Annotated in this window: 12 protein-coding genes; 1 reads left to right on the forward strand and 11 read right to left on the reverse strand. The window is 41.1% G+C overall.

Annotated elements, in window-relative coordinates; translation table 11 throughout:
- Nucleotides 1-11: 11 nt before the first annotated feature.
- The 9 genes from EHLA_RS14895 to EHLA_RS14935 form a co-directional block, all read right to left on the reverse strand.
- Nucleotides 12-950, reverse strand: a complete 939-nt coding sequence (locus EHLA_RS14895) for a nucleotidyltransferase family protein (protein WP_096241357.1) — start codon at nt 948-950, stop codon at nt 12-14.
- Nucleotides 947-1,309 (reverse strand): serine O-acetyltransferase, encoded by a 363-nt coding sequence (locus EHLA_RS14900; RefSeq protein ID WP_096241713.1) that lies wholly within the window; start codon nt 1,307-1,309, stop codon nt 947-949. Before EHLA_RS14900 ends, EHLA_RS14895 begins: the two co-directional genes overlap by 4 nt.
- Before the next feature lie 143 nt (nt 1,310-1,452).
- Entirely contained in the window at nt 1,453-3,153 is a 1,701-nt protein-coding gene (locus EHLA_RS14905) for a transposase (protein ID WP_096239773.1), read from the reverse strand.
- A gap of 447 nt (nt 3,154-3,600) precedes the next feature.
- Nucleotides 3,601-4,860: a sugar transferase gene (locus tag EHLA_RS16810; RefSeq protein WP_096241358.1), complete on the reverse strand. Its 1,260-nt coding sequence runs from the start codon at nt 4,858-4,860 to the stop codon at nt 3,601-3,603.
- Nucleotides 4,861-5,308: 448 nt separating this feature from the next.
- A complete protein-coding gene (locus EHLA_RS14915; protein WP_096241359.1) occupies nt 5,309-5,941 on the reverse strand; it encodes a hypothetical protein in 633 nt (210 codons plus the stop codon).
- A 322-nt stretch (nt 5,942-6,263) separates the two neighbouring features.
- Nucleotides 6,264-6,530 carry an AbrB/MazE/SpoVT family DNA-binding domain-containing protein gene (locus EHLA_RS14920; protein WP_021906781.1) on the reverse strand — a complete coding sequence of 89 codons (267 nt, stop codon included), beginning with the start codon at nt 6,528-6,530 and terminating at the stop codon, nt 6,264-6,266.
- A 376-nt stretch (nt 6,531-6,906) separates the two neighbouring features.
- Entirely contained in the window at nt 6,907-7,764 is an 858-nt protein-coding gene (rfbA, locus tag EHLA_RS14925; RefSeq protein WP_096241360.1) for a glucose-1-phosphate thymidylyltransferase RfbA, read from the reverse strand.
- A gap of 182 nt (nt 7,765-7,946) precedes the next feature.
- Entirely contained in the window at nt 7,947-9,599 is a 1,653-nt protein-coding gene (locus EHLA_RS14930; protein WP_096241361.1) for a CDP-glycerol glycerophosphotransferase family protein, read from the reverse strand.
- Between the two features lie 50 nt (nt 9,600-9,649).
- On the reverse strand, nt 9,650-11,437 hold the full coding sequence (locus EHLA_RS14935; protein ID WP_096241362.1) for a C39 family peptidase: 1,788 nt from the start codon (nt 11,435-11,437) through the stop codon (nt 9,650-9,652).
- A 150-nt stretch (nt 11,438-11,587) separates the two neighbouring features.
- Here EHLA_RS14935 and EHLA_RS14940 point away from each other — a divergent pair, with 150 nt between their 5' ends.
- Entirely contained in the window at nt 11,588-12,298 is a 711-nt protein-coding gene (locus EHLA_RS14940; RefSeq protein ID WP_096241363.1) for a MazG family protein, read from the forward strand.
- Between the two features lie 567 nt (nt 12,299-12,865).
- Here the strand turns inward: EHLA_RS14940 and EHLA_RS14945 are convergent.
- Both EHLA_RS14945 and EHLA_RS14950 read right to left on the reverse strand, forming a co-directional pair.
- Nucleotides 12,866-13,357, reverse strand: a complete 492-nt coding sequence (locus tag EHLA_RS14945) for a MarR family winged helix-turn-helix transcriptional regulator (protein ID WP_096241364.1) — start codon at nt 13,355-13,357, stop codon at nt 12,866-12,868.
- A gap of 51 nt (nt 13,358-13,408) precedes the next feature.
- A complete protein-coding gene (locus EHLA_RS14950) occupies nt 13,409-14,782 on the reverse strand; it encodes a citrate/2-methylcitrate synthase (RefSeq protein WP_021906775.1) in 1,374 nt (457 codons plus the stop codon).
- Nucleotides 14,783-14,818 lie beyond the last annotated feature (36 nt).

Below are 14,818 nucleotides of genomic sequence, written 5' to 3' on the forward strand. Positions count from 1 at the left end.
TCCTTCACTATTTATTTTAAATCCTCAAATAAATTTTTTTGATATACACCATCTTCTATCAGTCTGGCAAATGATTTCACTACATAATCTTTGTCTTCTTTATAAGTTACTCCAAACCACTTATCATTTGTATCTAAGACCTTTACAGAAACTTTCCCAGCCTGAAGAAGTTCGTCTATGTAGATTGGCAGTAAATATTCTGCTTTCAGAATATCTTTGTTTCCCATATTTGCAAAAAACTCTTTAAATCCCTCTTCTAAAGTCTGCATGAATTCCGGTGTAAGTCCCCACATATTCATGGATGCGTAGGATTCAGCATTAATTGAAGTGAGCTGTCCATCGTTGTCTACTGCTGCACCCTCTGGAGTCTTAACAATATTGGAAGTTTCATGTACTGCTGTGAGATAACCTTCCTCATTTGTCTCGCAAATCCCTCTGGTAACGGCACCATTCTCACTTAACGTATTCTTCAAAATGAAACCTGCCATACAGAACTGATTGGCTTTTTCTGGTACATAGCCTACAAGGAAATCATGAAGCTTAACAAATGCTTCTTTTCCATAGTAGTCATCTGCATTTATAACTGCAAATGGCTCATGCAGGACTTCTTTACAAGCAAGAACAGCTTGTCCTGTTCCCCAAGGTTTGGTACGTCCTGCGGGAAGCTCCACACCTTCTGGAAGTTCATTCAATTCCTGATATGCGTAGGCAATCTCTACATCAAGGTCTTTACAAATCTTTTCAATACGATCACCGATTGCTTCTTTAAAGGCATCTTTAATATCTTTACGGATAATAAAAACTATTTTGTTGAACCCTGCTTCTATTGCATCATGGATAGAATAATCCATGATGATTTCTCCATTTAAACCAACTGGAGCAAGTTGTTTAATTCCGCCGCCAAATCGTGAACCGATACCAGCAGCCATGATAACTAGTGTTGTTTTCATAATATTTCCTCTTTATTCTTTGTATTTACATATAATTTATGTTCAATATTGACACCTATTTTCTTTGCTGGTACACCGCCAACAATATCATTCTCTTCAATATCTTTTACAACGGCTGCATTAGCAGCTATTATGACATTATCTTCTATTTTTATATTCCCAATAACTTTGGTTCCAGCTGAAATCCGTACTCCATTTCCTATTGTTGGAGGTTTTTTATCAAAAGTATACCCTATAGTAACTTGTTGATTAATCCAACAATCTGATCCAATTTTAAGAGCACTTATATTTGTTGCAAATCCATGCTGGATAAATAATCGTGGGCCAATTTCTGGAGTATTAATATACAATGTTTCCATACCTGGGAAAAGAACTTTCAATATAATTTTTCGTATTCCCCCCCAGCCTGTCCGAAAACCTTATTTTTAGGCATAAATTTAGCCCCTTTCCTTCATCTGTGACATTGAAAACTGAATAAAATACACAGGATGAAGAAAGAGGCTTATGCCTGTTCCATCAATTCCATCATTTTTTGAAATCCAAGGAGATTCTTCGCCCGTTCCAGGTTATAACCCAGACAAAAGAGCGCAAACTCTCCAGCCACTTTCCGTATTCCCCTTAAAAGAAAATAAGTGGCTCCCATTGCTCGTTTTATTGTTCCAAACGGATGCTCCGACAGGCACATCCTCCGGCTCATCTTTTCTTTATCCGGTTTCAGGAAAAACTTCACAACCTTTCTTTTTTCATAATGCCATTTTTCACCCGTTTTCGTTTCCTCCGGCTTCTTTCCTTCGGCTTCCAGCCAGCCCTTACATGGTTTTACCAGCTGATCTTTGGTAAAGTCGATCTCTTTCCATTCGCCTTTTCCCTTGTAACACTTATTGCGGTTCGGGCAATGTTTACACGCATTTTTATTGGCATAGCGGATATTCCCGTTTTTCTTTATGCTCTTCTGTCTCAGGATTTCCCCAGCCGGACAGTATACCAGGTTTCTCTCAGGATCTCTGACAAAATAACCTTCTTTTGCTTTTTCCTGCATTTCCTCAGGACTTCCATAAACACTGCTGTTTTCCCGTTTTTCATCCACCACTTTACGACGGACTGTTTCTACCTTCATATCCTGTATCACTTCTGCATAAACTTCCGGTATCTTACCTGCATGCAGTGCTTTCTTCAGTTCTTCTGGCTCTGTGCTGGCAGTATCCGTTTCTGCCTCTTCATAAGGGATTTCTATGTCATAACCGTCTTTTCCATCATCTGTTATGACATGTGGGATAATACCGTTCTCCAGACACTCCACCATATCTTCCACAGCTTCATAACCTTTATCTGCTACTACTTCTATGATCTTTTCCGGTTCAGAGCTCTTTATCCCCTGCATCGTACTTTCCAGCAATCCATGGTCGGTTACCTGATTGGTCATCTGAAAATCTCGGATCAGATGTGTTTCAGAATCTACCGCCGTCTGTGGGTTATATGCTACTGTAAACCCATTTTTATTTTTCATGAGTTTTGCATCCGCATCTGTGATCGAAAGCTGGGATACCCCGGTTTCTTCCATCAGCTTCTGATAACCTTCGTATCTGGCAAGTCTCTCCTGTGCTTCTTTTAACTTGGCTTCAAGACTTTCTCTTGTCAGTTCTCCTGAAATCACGTCTGTTTCTTCCTGCTTGTCCATTTCATTCAGGATCCTTAGATACTCATCTGTATGGCCATTCAGCCATTTGATCCTGTCATCCAGTTTGTTTTTGGTGAAGTTGTTATCTTTTGCGTTATCCGCCTGGATCTTTGTTCCATCCACGGAAGAAAATCCCCATTCCACTGCACCGGAGATCCGGCGGTTGAATTCATAAAAAATCTCTTTCAGGCTGTCTATGTTGTTTTTCCTGAAATCTGCAATGGTGCGAAAATCCGGTTCTACACCTCCGATCATCCATTTCACTTCAAGATTTACTTTACAGCTTTCAGCCAGTTTCCGTGAAGAACGGATACCTTTCCTGCTTCCGTAAATATATATCTTATAAAGGCTCTTAGGATCGTAAGATGGACGGCCTTCTGCTGCCACAGGTTTTACACCGTATTTCCCTATATCAAGATGGTTCACAAACGCATCAATTATCCTTGCAATACTTTCTTTATCTACAAATGCGTCCCATGAACAGCACATCAGCTGGTCACGGTCAAAACCTGAAACATATGGCATCTCAATTCACCTCAGAACAATTTTTCTCTGGTTTCATTATACTATATCTGAAACATAGATGCACGATTTCTGTGTACTTTATTCAGTTTTCAATGTGCAATTTTAATTTATATTGAACGCTCACAAGAGCATATCAATCTTTTTCTCATCAGATTAGATTATCCGAGTTTTCGGACAGTCTCCCCCGACAAAATCGAGGGCTACTTTCTTATCTCTTTTTTCTCATTTATTTCTTATATTTTTCTCCAACGACAGATAACCTGTGAACGTCTTTTGAGGGACATTCGCAGGCTCAGCCATTACCTCCTATTATTTATGATTCTCATTTACTTATTTATGATTGGGTCAAAATAAGCATCCAGGAAACCACTTTATTATATATTTCCGCTAGAAATGCGATTGGTTTCCTTTAATGAGAAGTCATAAGAATCATACTAAGGAACCTAGCTAAGCCAGCGAAAACCCTGTAAAATCAAGCCTTTTCTTGGTTGGCTCTATTATACCGCCGACTCCCTTTAAGATGTTAAAAAACTGTGGGAATTCATCGATACTCCAGTCTCTTATAAAGTTCCCGATTCCTTTCTTGACCGTTCCGTCCGGAAGCTTTTTGCTCCCAATAATACGAGGGTCAAAGTCAAGTTTGAACATCATACCGTCCTGGACACGATTCTCTGCCATCAGTTCGGCTTTCCGTTCTTCTGCATCCATATACATGCTCCGGAACTTATACATCTGAAACTTTTTCCCGTTCTTTCCTACTCTCGTCTGTTTGAAAAAGATAGGTCCGGGAGACTGCAGATAGATGGCTGGTCCGATAAAGATGAACAGAATAGCCGTAAATAGACACCCCAGGAGTCCTCCTGCGATGTCTAAGCCTCGTTTCACTATAAGCTGTCTGTGAGTAATATTGTTCATACTGGTAGTAAGAACGGTGTAGGTTCCAAGCTTCTCAACGAACTGCTTCTTTCCGAGAAGGTTTTGCGATTTGGCAAGCTTCATATGAACGACCACTCCCATTTCTGTGAACTTGTTAAGAAGTTCTGAAGGATATGGTTCGCTTTCTGAGATATTGACAAATACTTCATCTACCCATTCACGGCAAACATATTCTATAAGATCATCCTCATTTGCCACAACAGGCACACCGTCTATTATGCTGCCTTTTGCTTTTTTATCAAGGATACATACTCCTTTTACAAAATAATCTGCATAATTCTTATTCTTAATGTTATCAATCACATCATTTACATTCTGGGCGGATATAACGATTAAAAGGGAACGATTTCCGATCTCCACAAGGCATTTATGTAGAATGGCTTTCCACAGATTACGAACCACATAACTGATGATCAGATAAATAAGCCCTGTATATACTATAACAAGTCTGGAATAATCATCTGCTTCTTTAAATAAGAATAAATAAAACACTGAACTCAGTGTTAACAAAATATCATGTTTTAATGTCATGGTAAATTCTTGATAAAAGCCTCGTTTTAAAACATTCTTATATGAATCGAAAAAAAAGATAACCACGATGTCCAGGAGTGCGATGCTCCATATCATATCACGGTATAAAGAATTCGTGAGTATCTCCAGGTTTCTATGGCGTATTCCAAACGCCATCGTAAAAGAAATCCACAGACATATCACGTCTAAGATTATAAAATCCAGGTGCTTTAGCCAACCCTGTGCGCTCTTCTTGTACATACTGTTCCCCAATCTAGTTTCTTGTGTTTATTTATTAGCTATTAATCATTAGAGGAAGATATAGTGTTTTAATCCCCGCGAAATCCTAATCTTTCTCTATTGATAGTCCGTTTTTTCATACATTTTTATGTCTTTTCTCGGTAATTATGTATTAAAAGAGAAAAGTACACTTACAACGAGTAAATTGTAGCATAGATTTCTTTTTAAGAGTATAATAAAATGTAACAATTTTATTATTTTAATTTGCCTATTTTTAGTAAAGTCGAACTACATCCTTAATTTTCCACCAATTTTTCACTTAAAACTCATTCTTTAGTATATAGAGAGACCGAATTTTTCTTAAAAAAAACGAAAAAGAAGACATATCTGACAGCTGCTAAACTGCTTTGATATGTCTCCTTTATTTTATAAGGTTTTCTTTCTTATTTTACTTACTTAATAGGGTTTATTACTTCCCGTTATACTGATAGCGAACTCCTTTTACAACGTATCCTGCCGCTGTCTTTTTCAACTTCAGTGTTGTTGTGCCGATGTTTGTTTTGCTCTTCTCTCCGTAGCATCCTAAACGGTTCTGTGTTGTTACGGTGTAAATATTCTTACCGGTACGGGTTACCTTTGTGATCTTATAATCTGGAATCGTATCTCCGAAGTCTCCACCACAGTACATATACGGATCCTTGTAGAACTTGCTGTTGGAGCTGCATACTAACATCGCATGATTCTTATTCTTCTTGTTCCTGATGGTATTAACGGAAGCGCTCTTACCAAAAAGCTTCTTTGTCTCAGAACGAAGTTCCTTTGCTGTGTAGCTGTAGTCTCCTTTGTAATTATATCTTACAAATACGGCGATGGATAACTTGGCGTTATCGTTAAGCTTCATCTTTACCGGTCTGGTGGTGGACTGTTCGCTTAAGTTCATCGCTGTCGTATATGCGGTCATCATCTTGCTAATGTTCTTAATCTCACGATTCCCTCCCATCTTACCGGTTACATCTGTAGATGCTGCCTGTACCGGTGTAAATGGAATGAGTATTACTGCCATAAACATTACTGCTAAAATTGTACTTAATCTCTTCTTCATAGGGAATCCCTCCTCGTCTTCCTGATATAGTAAGGAATGTCTTTACATTTCCTATGCTTTTATTTTAATATTTTTACAGGAAAACTGCCATAACAGAAGTATTATCTTTGGTTACAGGCGGGATAAGAATGTATAACAAAAGTGTTAACATGGATTTTAATTGGTCAAAATTACAAAAGAAGCCCCCTTCTCTGCTTTCACAAAGAAGGGGGCTTCTTTTGATTCCATGCCCTACTATACTGGTTCTGTAGATTAGCTTACGGCACTTTATCTTTCGTATACACAAAAAACTTACAGTAGATGTAAGCTGTCCTCGTGAAGATTACTCTTCTGTCAGCTTATATCCGGCGATTCTGGCAAGCTCGCGGATAGAATCTCTTGATACCTTCTTACCCCTATATTCAATGAGGTCTTCACACTGTCCTGTAAAGATATCACTAGGGTTATACTTCTTAATGATGATCTTATCTTCTTCTGTGAAGATTTCTAAAGGTTCTCTCTCACCGATGTCGAAACTTTTACGAAGTTCCATTGGTAATGTAATTCTTCCTAATGAATCAAGCTTTCTTACTATTCCAGTACTCTGCATAACGTACTCTCCTCTCTGGCGCAGCGTCTACTTCTTAATTTATTTTTTTATGACCTGCTGCCTGTGCAATGTTTTTGTGATGACTGTAGTATATCATAGGGCGAATCATTTGTCAACTAAAAAATGGAAAGTTTTTTTTAAAATGTTAGACAGCGTGCAAACTGTTATTTTGAAGTTCTTATTACATTTCGCCGTTATATTCTCATTCTAGTATAATAATGGAAATTCTTGTACTTTCCCTTGTAAAAAGTTGTTATCTGTCTCTAAAAATGAGACTATCTCGCAAATGCGATGGCAACTTTTTACTTTACAGTTAACAAAATACCCCCACTTACAGCAATTGAAAATCGTTCTTTAACGAGTTCTTACTTTAACTTTACTTTAACTTAAGTAAATACTGCCCATAATTGGTCATCTTTAAACTTTCTCCAATCTCGTGAATCTTGTCTAAAGATATAAATCCTTCTTTCCATGCAAGTTCTTCTAAGCAGCCTACATAGCATCCGGACTTCTGGAGTGCCTTAACGATCTCAGCCGCTTCTAACATGCTGTCTGCGGTTCCGGCATCCATCCATGTGAGTCCTCTGTCGAATGGGATAACCTTTAACTGGCCTCTTCTTAAGTATTCTAAGTTAACATCTGTAATCTCGTACTCACCTCTTGCAGATGGCTCAAGATTCTTAGCGATGTCGATTACCTGGTTATCATAGAAATATAATCCCGGTACGATGTAGTTCGACTTCGGATTCTTCGGCTTCTCTTCGATGGATACGGCATGACCGTTCTCATCAAACTCTACTACACCGAATGGTCTTGGGTCATCTACATAATAACCGAATACCTTCGCACCATGGTCATCCTTGATGGCTTCCTTCATAATCTCATCAAGATTATGGCAGTGGAAAATGTTATCTCCTAATACGAGACATACGGAGTCATCTCCAATAAAATCTTCCCCGATGATCAGAGCATCTGCGATTCCGCGTGCAACCTTCTGTACGGCAAACTCGATATGAATTCCAAACTCACTTCCGTCCCCAAGAAGATTCGCAAATTCCTTCTCTTCTCCCGGTGGAATGATTACGAGAATGTCCTTGATCCCTGCCTGAAGTAAAGTAGCGATCGGATAATAAATTAATGGCTTGTCATATACTGGTAATAATGGTTTACAAACCGGCTTCGTCATAGGGTACAGTCTGGTACCTTTGCCGGCAGCTAATACGATTCCCTTCATATTAAAATCCCCTTGTCATTCGTTAAATATCTTATTATATTGTCATGTTACGGACTCTATAACGTCATTCCCAATGTTGTCACTCTTATGCAAATGATAGTAAATTCCCATTACGAAATCATCTTGCTTCCAATATTTTATATTATTTCCTTCCATTTGTCAAACTTTCTTTGCAAATTTAACTAAATATTTATATAGTTGGTTTTTATTTTTCTGCAAATGCGTTCTGTACTGCATCCATCAACCATATTTAGGAAAACTTTGCGGAAATTATCAAGGTCTGATTGTTCTACTTCTGACACAATATTCCCAAGCATGGAGGCTGCCTTTTCACATAAGGATTCGAAGTCTGCGACAACCGGCCCTGGAGTGAACTGGTCATAATCAAAGTAAAAGTCTCTGCTATCCATATATTCCTTCTCATCAAATGCATAAAACAGCATCGGAAGTTCTAAGATTGCCGCTTCAAATACACTTGAGCTGTAGTCTGTGATGAGAAGGTTGCTTATGAGCATAAGGTCGTTAATATGCTCCTTTGTACTAAGGTCAAATACTCTGTCCTTCCACTGCTCTTCTACAAAAAAGCTCTGCTTGACAAACGGATGATTCTTGAGGATAAGCACCGTATCTTCCGGCTGTCGTTCCATGAAGCGATTAACGTCAAATGCCTCTGGTGGATAGTGTGCATCCTTATTCCCATCTCCTCGGAATGTCGGCGCAAACAAAATGACACGATTGTCCTTAAATGCCGGGTACTTCTCATAAAGTTCCCTGCGCTTTTCTTCTTCGTATTCCCAGTCAAAAAGCCGGTCTGTACGAGGCACGCCGAGCGCCTGTACCTTACTTGGTGAGATACCAAATGCTTCCGCATAAATGTCTCTTACGGTATCGCTGCTTACTGGTACGAGATCATAATTCCTGTGATTCATGGAAGTCTGCGGCGCACCGCCCTTTTTCCCCATGCGGGTAAGCCCGAACGTCTTAAAGGCACCGCAGGCATGCCATAACTGGATAATCTTTGTCTCGTTCCGCTTATGAATGCTGTGAAGCTGCGGATAAAAATCTTCTAGAATAATGACTGCCGATGTCGCACACTTTAAGGCACACTCCCGCAGTTCTCTCTTCTTTAAATGGTCTACCGTCTTTGTATTAATAAATGTAGTAATCTCTACTCCCGGTTCATTCTCCTCAAACCACTTCTTTACAAGCATAAGATTCCCGCCCTCTTCCGGCTCTCTTTCCGACAGAAAAAGAATCTGGTTCGGCTTCACCTTATTCTTTGCCATGTATTTACGGTATCTGGCAGCAAAATAGTCGGTATTCTGCTGACGCGCACTGTAATTATATCCACTGATACGGTACACGGTCTCATTCGCCCGCTTCGCCGCCTTGATAAAGTTCTTTCCCTCTTTAAAATAATCTCTTACGAGCAAAAATGGCAGGCCGAGAGAACATCCTGCAAACTTAAGCAGATTCCTCTTACGCACGATCTCTGCCCTTGCAAAAAGCTCCTTCTGTACCGGAAATGGCTGGTCATCAAGGCTGATCTCTTCTGCTCCGCACCAGAGCGCAAACACAACATTCACCTTATGGCGTGGCGGACTGTAAAATACATATGGCAGAAGAATCTCTGCATCGGCGCGGATCTGTTCGCCCACTTCGCCCTCTTCAATCACTACTTCCATCGGAAAACGGCGTTCTACCTGTCTTTGCGTAAATACCGCCTGCACACGTATTCGCTTTCCCTCCATCTCCTCCGGCATCTTGGCGCGGAATCCGAGCTTCATCGTCTTCTGCGTAATATTCACTGTAATTCTGTAATTAATCTTTCTCATAACTCTTATCGGTTTCTTTCTCTTATGATTTTCAAGCTCCTGTACTAACTTTATTTAGTAAATGCATTCTTTTCTATTGTTCCTTTTAAATAACATTCCAGCTTCGATAAAGGAATCTTCTTCTCCCACTGTCTTCGGGCAATATCCTGCTTTAACGTAAGTGCCTGATCCTGTGACTTCTTTAATTCTTCCGCATTACCTGCTTCTTTTACACCTTTTGCACCTTTTGTATCTTTTGCCTTCACTGTGATCGAAACGAGCTGGCTGCTCCGGCTTATCGGTGAAAAAGAAGAACCGGTATCATTCACCCTAAGTGTATTAAGAAGACTTCCTCCTGTGGACATCTTAAGAATGGACACAACCTTCTTAACAGATACTTCCTTCTTCTCTTTCTTTAATAATTCAGGAAGTTCTCCTGTCACCTTCATATACGAAGCATCTGCAAAGTCTTCTTCCATGTCTTCCTGCGTATAATTCTTAATCGCCTTCTCTCTCCGGGCTGCACTGCTTCCCTTATCGTAAGACATTACCCAGAAAGGACCACCGGCACTTGCTCCCTTTGACTGTGCAATAACATCTGCCAGCCGATACTTGTAAGCGGAACGTGTTCTGCTTCCTACATCGGCAACCGTAACACAGTCATTGTTATCAATCGCAACGAGAACCATAAAGTGACCGCCTCTTGTAAAATATCCCGGTCCCATAAGACATACGACCGGCTTACCTGCCTTAAGCGCCTTCTTAATCGCCTGATAGTCTGTTCCTACTCCCTGACAGCGAAGCCCATATGCCGCCGCCATCGCCGGTATCATCTCATGAGCAGAGCCTTCTCTTGAATAAAATCCATGCTGGTATCCCCAGATGGCTGTATCAAGCGGAGTAACCCACTTACCGGTAAGCGATGTAATGACAACTGCCATGGAAGTCGGTCCGCAGCCTGCCTTTGCAATACAGTACCCATTCTGATTCCATGCGCTATCTCCCTGATTAAAATAAATATAACCGGCTATATACTCTTTATGATTCTTCATCGAAAGACGGGTATCGTTATATACTTTCGGAATAAATGTATTGACCGTATCGCTTCCATCCGGTGCATCTTCCTCTGCGATCTCCTCCTTGATGTTCTTAACCGCACTCTTTGTCCTGATCTCCATATCTTTTCTTGTAGAAATCTTGTTATTCTGTGCGGTGTTATCTGTATTCCCATTCGTACGGTCATCCTCTAAATGATCAGAATTCTTATCCTGTGTCGTATTCTTATTACTATCTGCCTGTCCATCTGATCCAGATGCCGAACTGCTGGTCTGCTCTGTCTGATGCGAAACACCGTTTGAAGAGCTGCTGCCCGATGTACCATTCTCAGATGCCGAACTGCCTGACGTACTGCTTCCTGATCCTGAACTTTCTGATGTAGAACTACCTGATGTAGAATTTCCCCCGGATGTCTGACTGCCTGATCCTGAACTTCCTTCCGTACCACTTGATGTACCGCTTCCCGACGTAGTATGCGTACTTTCTGTCGTATGATTCGTCTGCGATTCATCCTTTCTGGTGCTGCTGCCTTCGGTATTCTTCTCGGAAGAAGCCTTCGTACCTTCTTCCTTCTTTGTCGTCACTTCTATCGTACTCTCACTTTTTCCTAAACAATCGGCAGATACTCTTACAGATATACTAGATCTACTCTGCACCGTCAGCTTCCTGCCCTGTACGGCGGCTTTCTCTGCCGCATAAACCATCGTCGGCTCTGACTCTGCCTGAAAAAAGCACTCCGGATTCGTAAATGTCATGACTGTACCCAGCCCCAATGCCAGTACCGTCCGTCCAAAGTTGTTCATCAATCCTTCCTTCTTTCTTTTTACATAGTTAATGTAGATTTTTTCGTGACTTATTGATATAATATAGCAAATAACATATTTTTACAATAGACTTTTCTATTCTTTTGCATATTTAAGAATTGCCTATTTTGCCCGGAGGAGGGGCATACTATGGATAAAAAGTTTAATTTTCAGGAATTACAGGCAATCGTGGCAACACTTCGTGGAGAGAATGGCTGCCCATGGGATAAGTCACAGACACACGAATCGCTTAAATTATACACGTTAGAAGAAGCCTACGAAGTGAATCAGGCTGTATCTAACCTGACTAAGACCGGAGACTGCACCAACTTAAAAGAAGAACTTGGCGACCTTCTTTTCCAGGTGCTTTTACAGTCACAGGTTGCCGAAGATAACGGTGAATTTGCCATCGAAGATGTGATTGACGGCATCGCACGCAAGATGATTCACCGTCATCCACATGTATTTGCCGGCCGTCATTACGATAGCGTAGAACAACAGCAGGCTGACTGGGAGAAGTTAAAGGCACAGGAAGAAGGTCATAGACAGACCTCTTTAAAAGAGGACATCGCCCTTATCCCTGAAAGCTTCCCTGCCCTTATCCGCGGTGAAAAGGTAGCGAAAAAGGCTGCCTCTGCCGGTGTACTTTCCACCAACGATGAAGATGTATTCAAAGATCTTCTCACTTCCGTCATCAATCTGCAGCTCGGCACCGCCGGCGAAGACCCTGAAAAGAAGTTCAGCAGCGATGAAGAACTTTCCGAAAAGTTAGGAGACACCCTGTTCGCACTGTGCCGCTTCTGCGCAAAATATAAAGTCTCAGGCGAGATGGCACTTTTAAAGAAACTCGAAGAATTTTAGAAAGAATCATCGCAAAGACAAAACAAGAATTCTTCTGTTCGGATTGCCTCGAAGATAATAGAAAAAGAAGGAATGGTTTCTCATTTGATTTTGTTCCGTTGCGCTAAACATTTCATTTTGCCTCAAAAAGCAAAAACTTCGGAAAAACGAGTCCGAAGTTTTTAGAGTCAAAATTCCATAGCGCAAAGTCACAAAATTCAAAGGAGAAACCATTCCTTCTTTATTTTTCTTTCGAGCAATCCGAAATCCAGCCTTTTATTTGCGGACACATATTGGGATGAGTCGGAGCAAATCCGGCTCCTCTTTAATTTTCAACAGAAAGCAGATATTTTAATCTGTCACGACGTTTTTTCGCTTTCAGGAGGACTAACGAGTAATTGCTGCTCCATTAGGCAAACGAATATCACCAATGGCCGAAACTAACCAGAAAACAGGAAATCCATTGCTAGTCTCTGCGGCTTTAGAGCAAAGTCAAGATGCGATTGAGCATATTGACTGCAGTGATACAGAGCAGAGACTAACAATGGATTTCCTGTTTTCGTCTGTTTTGTTTGTTTCGTTTGTTTCTTAAAATATCTCATCTATCAGAATGCTGCAGAATTCGCTATAGTAGTAAAGGAAGTGATTCATATCCTTTTCCCCCATACGCTCTTTGACCCTCTCTAAGAGCGTTCCACACTTCTCCAGCTCTTCGGTAATAAGCTTCTTCCCTGCCTGGGTAAACTGTACTTTTACGTAGCGGTGATCTTCTTCACTGCTTTTCATTTCCAGATACCCTTTCCGTTCCAGGTTATGAAGCATTCGGGATACGGCTGGTCTTGACAGCTTCAGCGCATCTCCGATATCGGATGGAATGACAAATGTTTTGACTAGCAGAAGCCGCCGCAGAGTAAGTAACATCGTCAGCTCGCCTGACGGGATGTTACACAGCTGTTGAAACTGAACATTCGCCCTTCTCATCTGAATGATTAACTGTTGATAATCTTCTAAAGTCACCTTCTGTTCTGTCTGAGGTTCGTCTTCTGGCCAGTCAGAACTGCCTGTGTCTTTCGTTTCCATATTTCCTCCAAAAAACACTTATATTTTTTTCATATACTGAAATACAACCATTTACTTTGCTATAACGATCCTGTCCTTCATCGGAACGTATTCTTTATCCATGGCTATGCTCTGGTATGCCGGACGGATGATCTTGTCGCAGTTCATCAGCTCTTCTAAGCGGTGTGCGCTCCAGCCGACCATACGGGCAACGGCGAACATCGGGGTAAACAGCTGATCCGGCAGTCCTAAGATACGATACATTAAGCCGCTGTAAAAGTCAATGTTGGCGCTTACGCCTTTGTAAATGCGGCGCTTTTCCTGAATGGTCTCTACGGCAAGTCTTTCTACTCTGTTGTAGAATTCAAATTCTTCATCGTATCCTTTCTCTCTTGCAAGTTTATCAAGGAATCCCTTAAAGATTCTTGCTCTTGGATCAGAGATAGAATATACGGCATGTCCCATTCCATAGATTAAACCACTATGGTCAAATGCTTCTTTATTAAGGAGCTTCAGAAGATAGTTCTTGATCTCGTCTTCGTCTTCCCAGTCTTTTACTGTCTGCTTCATCTCGTCAAACATATGTACAACCTTGATGTTAGCTCCTCCATGTTTCGGTCCCTTAAGAGAGCCTAGGGATGCTGCCATCGCTGAGTACGTGTCGGTTCCTGATGATGTTACTACGTGGTTTGTAAATGTGGAGTTATTACCACCGCCATGGTCCATATGAAGTACGAGTGCGACATCTAAAACTCTCGCCTCTAATGGTGTATACTTCTTATTCGGACGCAGCATACGCAAGATATTCTCTGCGGTAGATAGTTCCGGTTTCGGTGAATGAATATAAAAGCTCTTACCTTCTACATAGTGGTTATATGCCTGATAGCCATAAACTGCGAGCAGCGGTACGGTACTTGTAAGCTGGAGGCACTGACGGAGTACGTTCGGTATGGAAATATTATCTGCCATGTCATCGTATCCGTATAAAGTGAGTACGCCTCTTTGTAAAGTGTTCATCATGTCCTTACCCGGTGCCTTCATAATAACGTCACGTACAAAGTTCGTTGGTAATGTACGATAACTTCCAAGAAGCTTCTGAAATTCTTTCAGTTCTTCCTCTTCTGGCAAACGTCCAAAAATAAGGAGATACGCGACTTCTTCATAACCAAATCTCTGCTCTGCTACAAAACCGTCTACAAGATCGTGGATATCGTAACCGCGGTATCGCAGCTCTCCATCGCAGGGAACCATCTTTCCATCAACTTCTTTGGAAGAGGTGATGGTGGAGATATCCGTAAGTCCTGCCAGCACACCCTTACCATTCACATCACGAAGGCCACGTAACACATGGTACTGGTCATACAGACCTGAAGGAATCTGCCCATGTTCCATAGAAAGCGCGGCCAGATCCTGCAGTTCCTGTGTCATCATTGAATATTCATTCATTCTATCACCATCTCTTTCTTAATTAACAATGTTAGT

Origin of the sequence: Anaerobutyricum hallii (assembly GCF_900209925.1) — a bacterium.
GTDB classification, from domain to species: domain Bacteria; phylum Bacillota; class Clostridia; order Lachnospirales; family Lachnospiraceae; genus Anaerobutyricum; species Anaerobutyricum soehngenii.

Bases quoted from the DNA above. Each gene is read 5' to 3' on its own strand.
- EHLA_RS14895 (WP_096241357.1), bottom strand. From the start codon at position 950: ATGAAAACAACACTAGTTATCATGGCTGCTGGTATCGGTTCACGATTT.
- EHLA_RS14900 (WP_096241713.1), bottom strand. From the start codon at position 1,309: ATGGAAACATTGTATATTAATACTCCAGAAATTGGCCCACGATTATTT.
- EHLA_RS14905 (WP_096239773.1), bottom strand. From the start codon at position 3,153: ATGCCATATGTTTCAGGTTTTGACCGTGACCAGCTGATGTGCTGTTCA.
- EHLA_RS16810 (WP_096241358.1), bottom strand. From the start codon at position 4,860: ATGTACAAGAAGAGCGCACAGGGTTGGCTAAAGCACCTGGATTTTATA.
- EHLA_RS14915 (WP_096241359.1), bottom strand. From the start codon at position 5,941: ATGAAGAAGAGATTAAGTACAATTTTAGCAGTAATGTTTATGGCAGTA.
- EHLA_RS14920 (WP_021906781.1), bottom strand. From the start codon at position 6,530: ATGCAGAGTACTGGAATAGTAAGAAAGCTTGATTCATTAGGAAGAATT.
- rfbA (WP_096241360.1), bottom strand. From the start codon at position 7,764: ATGAAGGGAATCGTATTAGCTGCCGGCAAAGGTACCAGACTGTACCCT.
- EHLA_RS14930 (WP_096241361.1), bottom strand. From the start codon at position 9,599: ATGAGAAAGATTAATTACAGAATTACAGTGAATATTACGCAGAAGACG.
- EHLA_RS14935 (WP_096241362.1), bottom strand. From the start codon at position 11,437: ATGAACAACTTTGGACGGACGGTACTGGCATTGGGGCTGGGTACAGTC.
- EHLA_RS14940 (WP_096241363.1), top strand. From the start codon at position 11,588: ATGGATAAAAAGTTTAATTTTCAGGAATTACAGGCAATCGTGGCAACA.
- EHLA_RS14945 (WP_096241364.1), bottom strand. From the start codon at position 13,357: ATGGAAACGAAAGACACAGGCAGTTCTGACTGGCCAGAAGACGAACCT.
- EHLA_RS14950 (WP_021906775.1), bottom strand. From the start codon at position 14,782: ATGAATGAATATTCAATGATGACACAGGAACTGCAGGATCTGGCCGCG.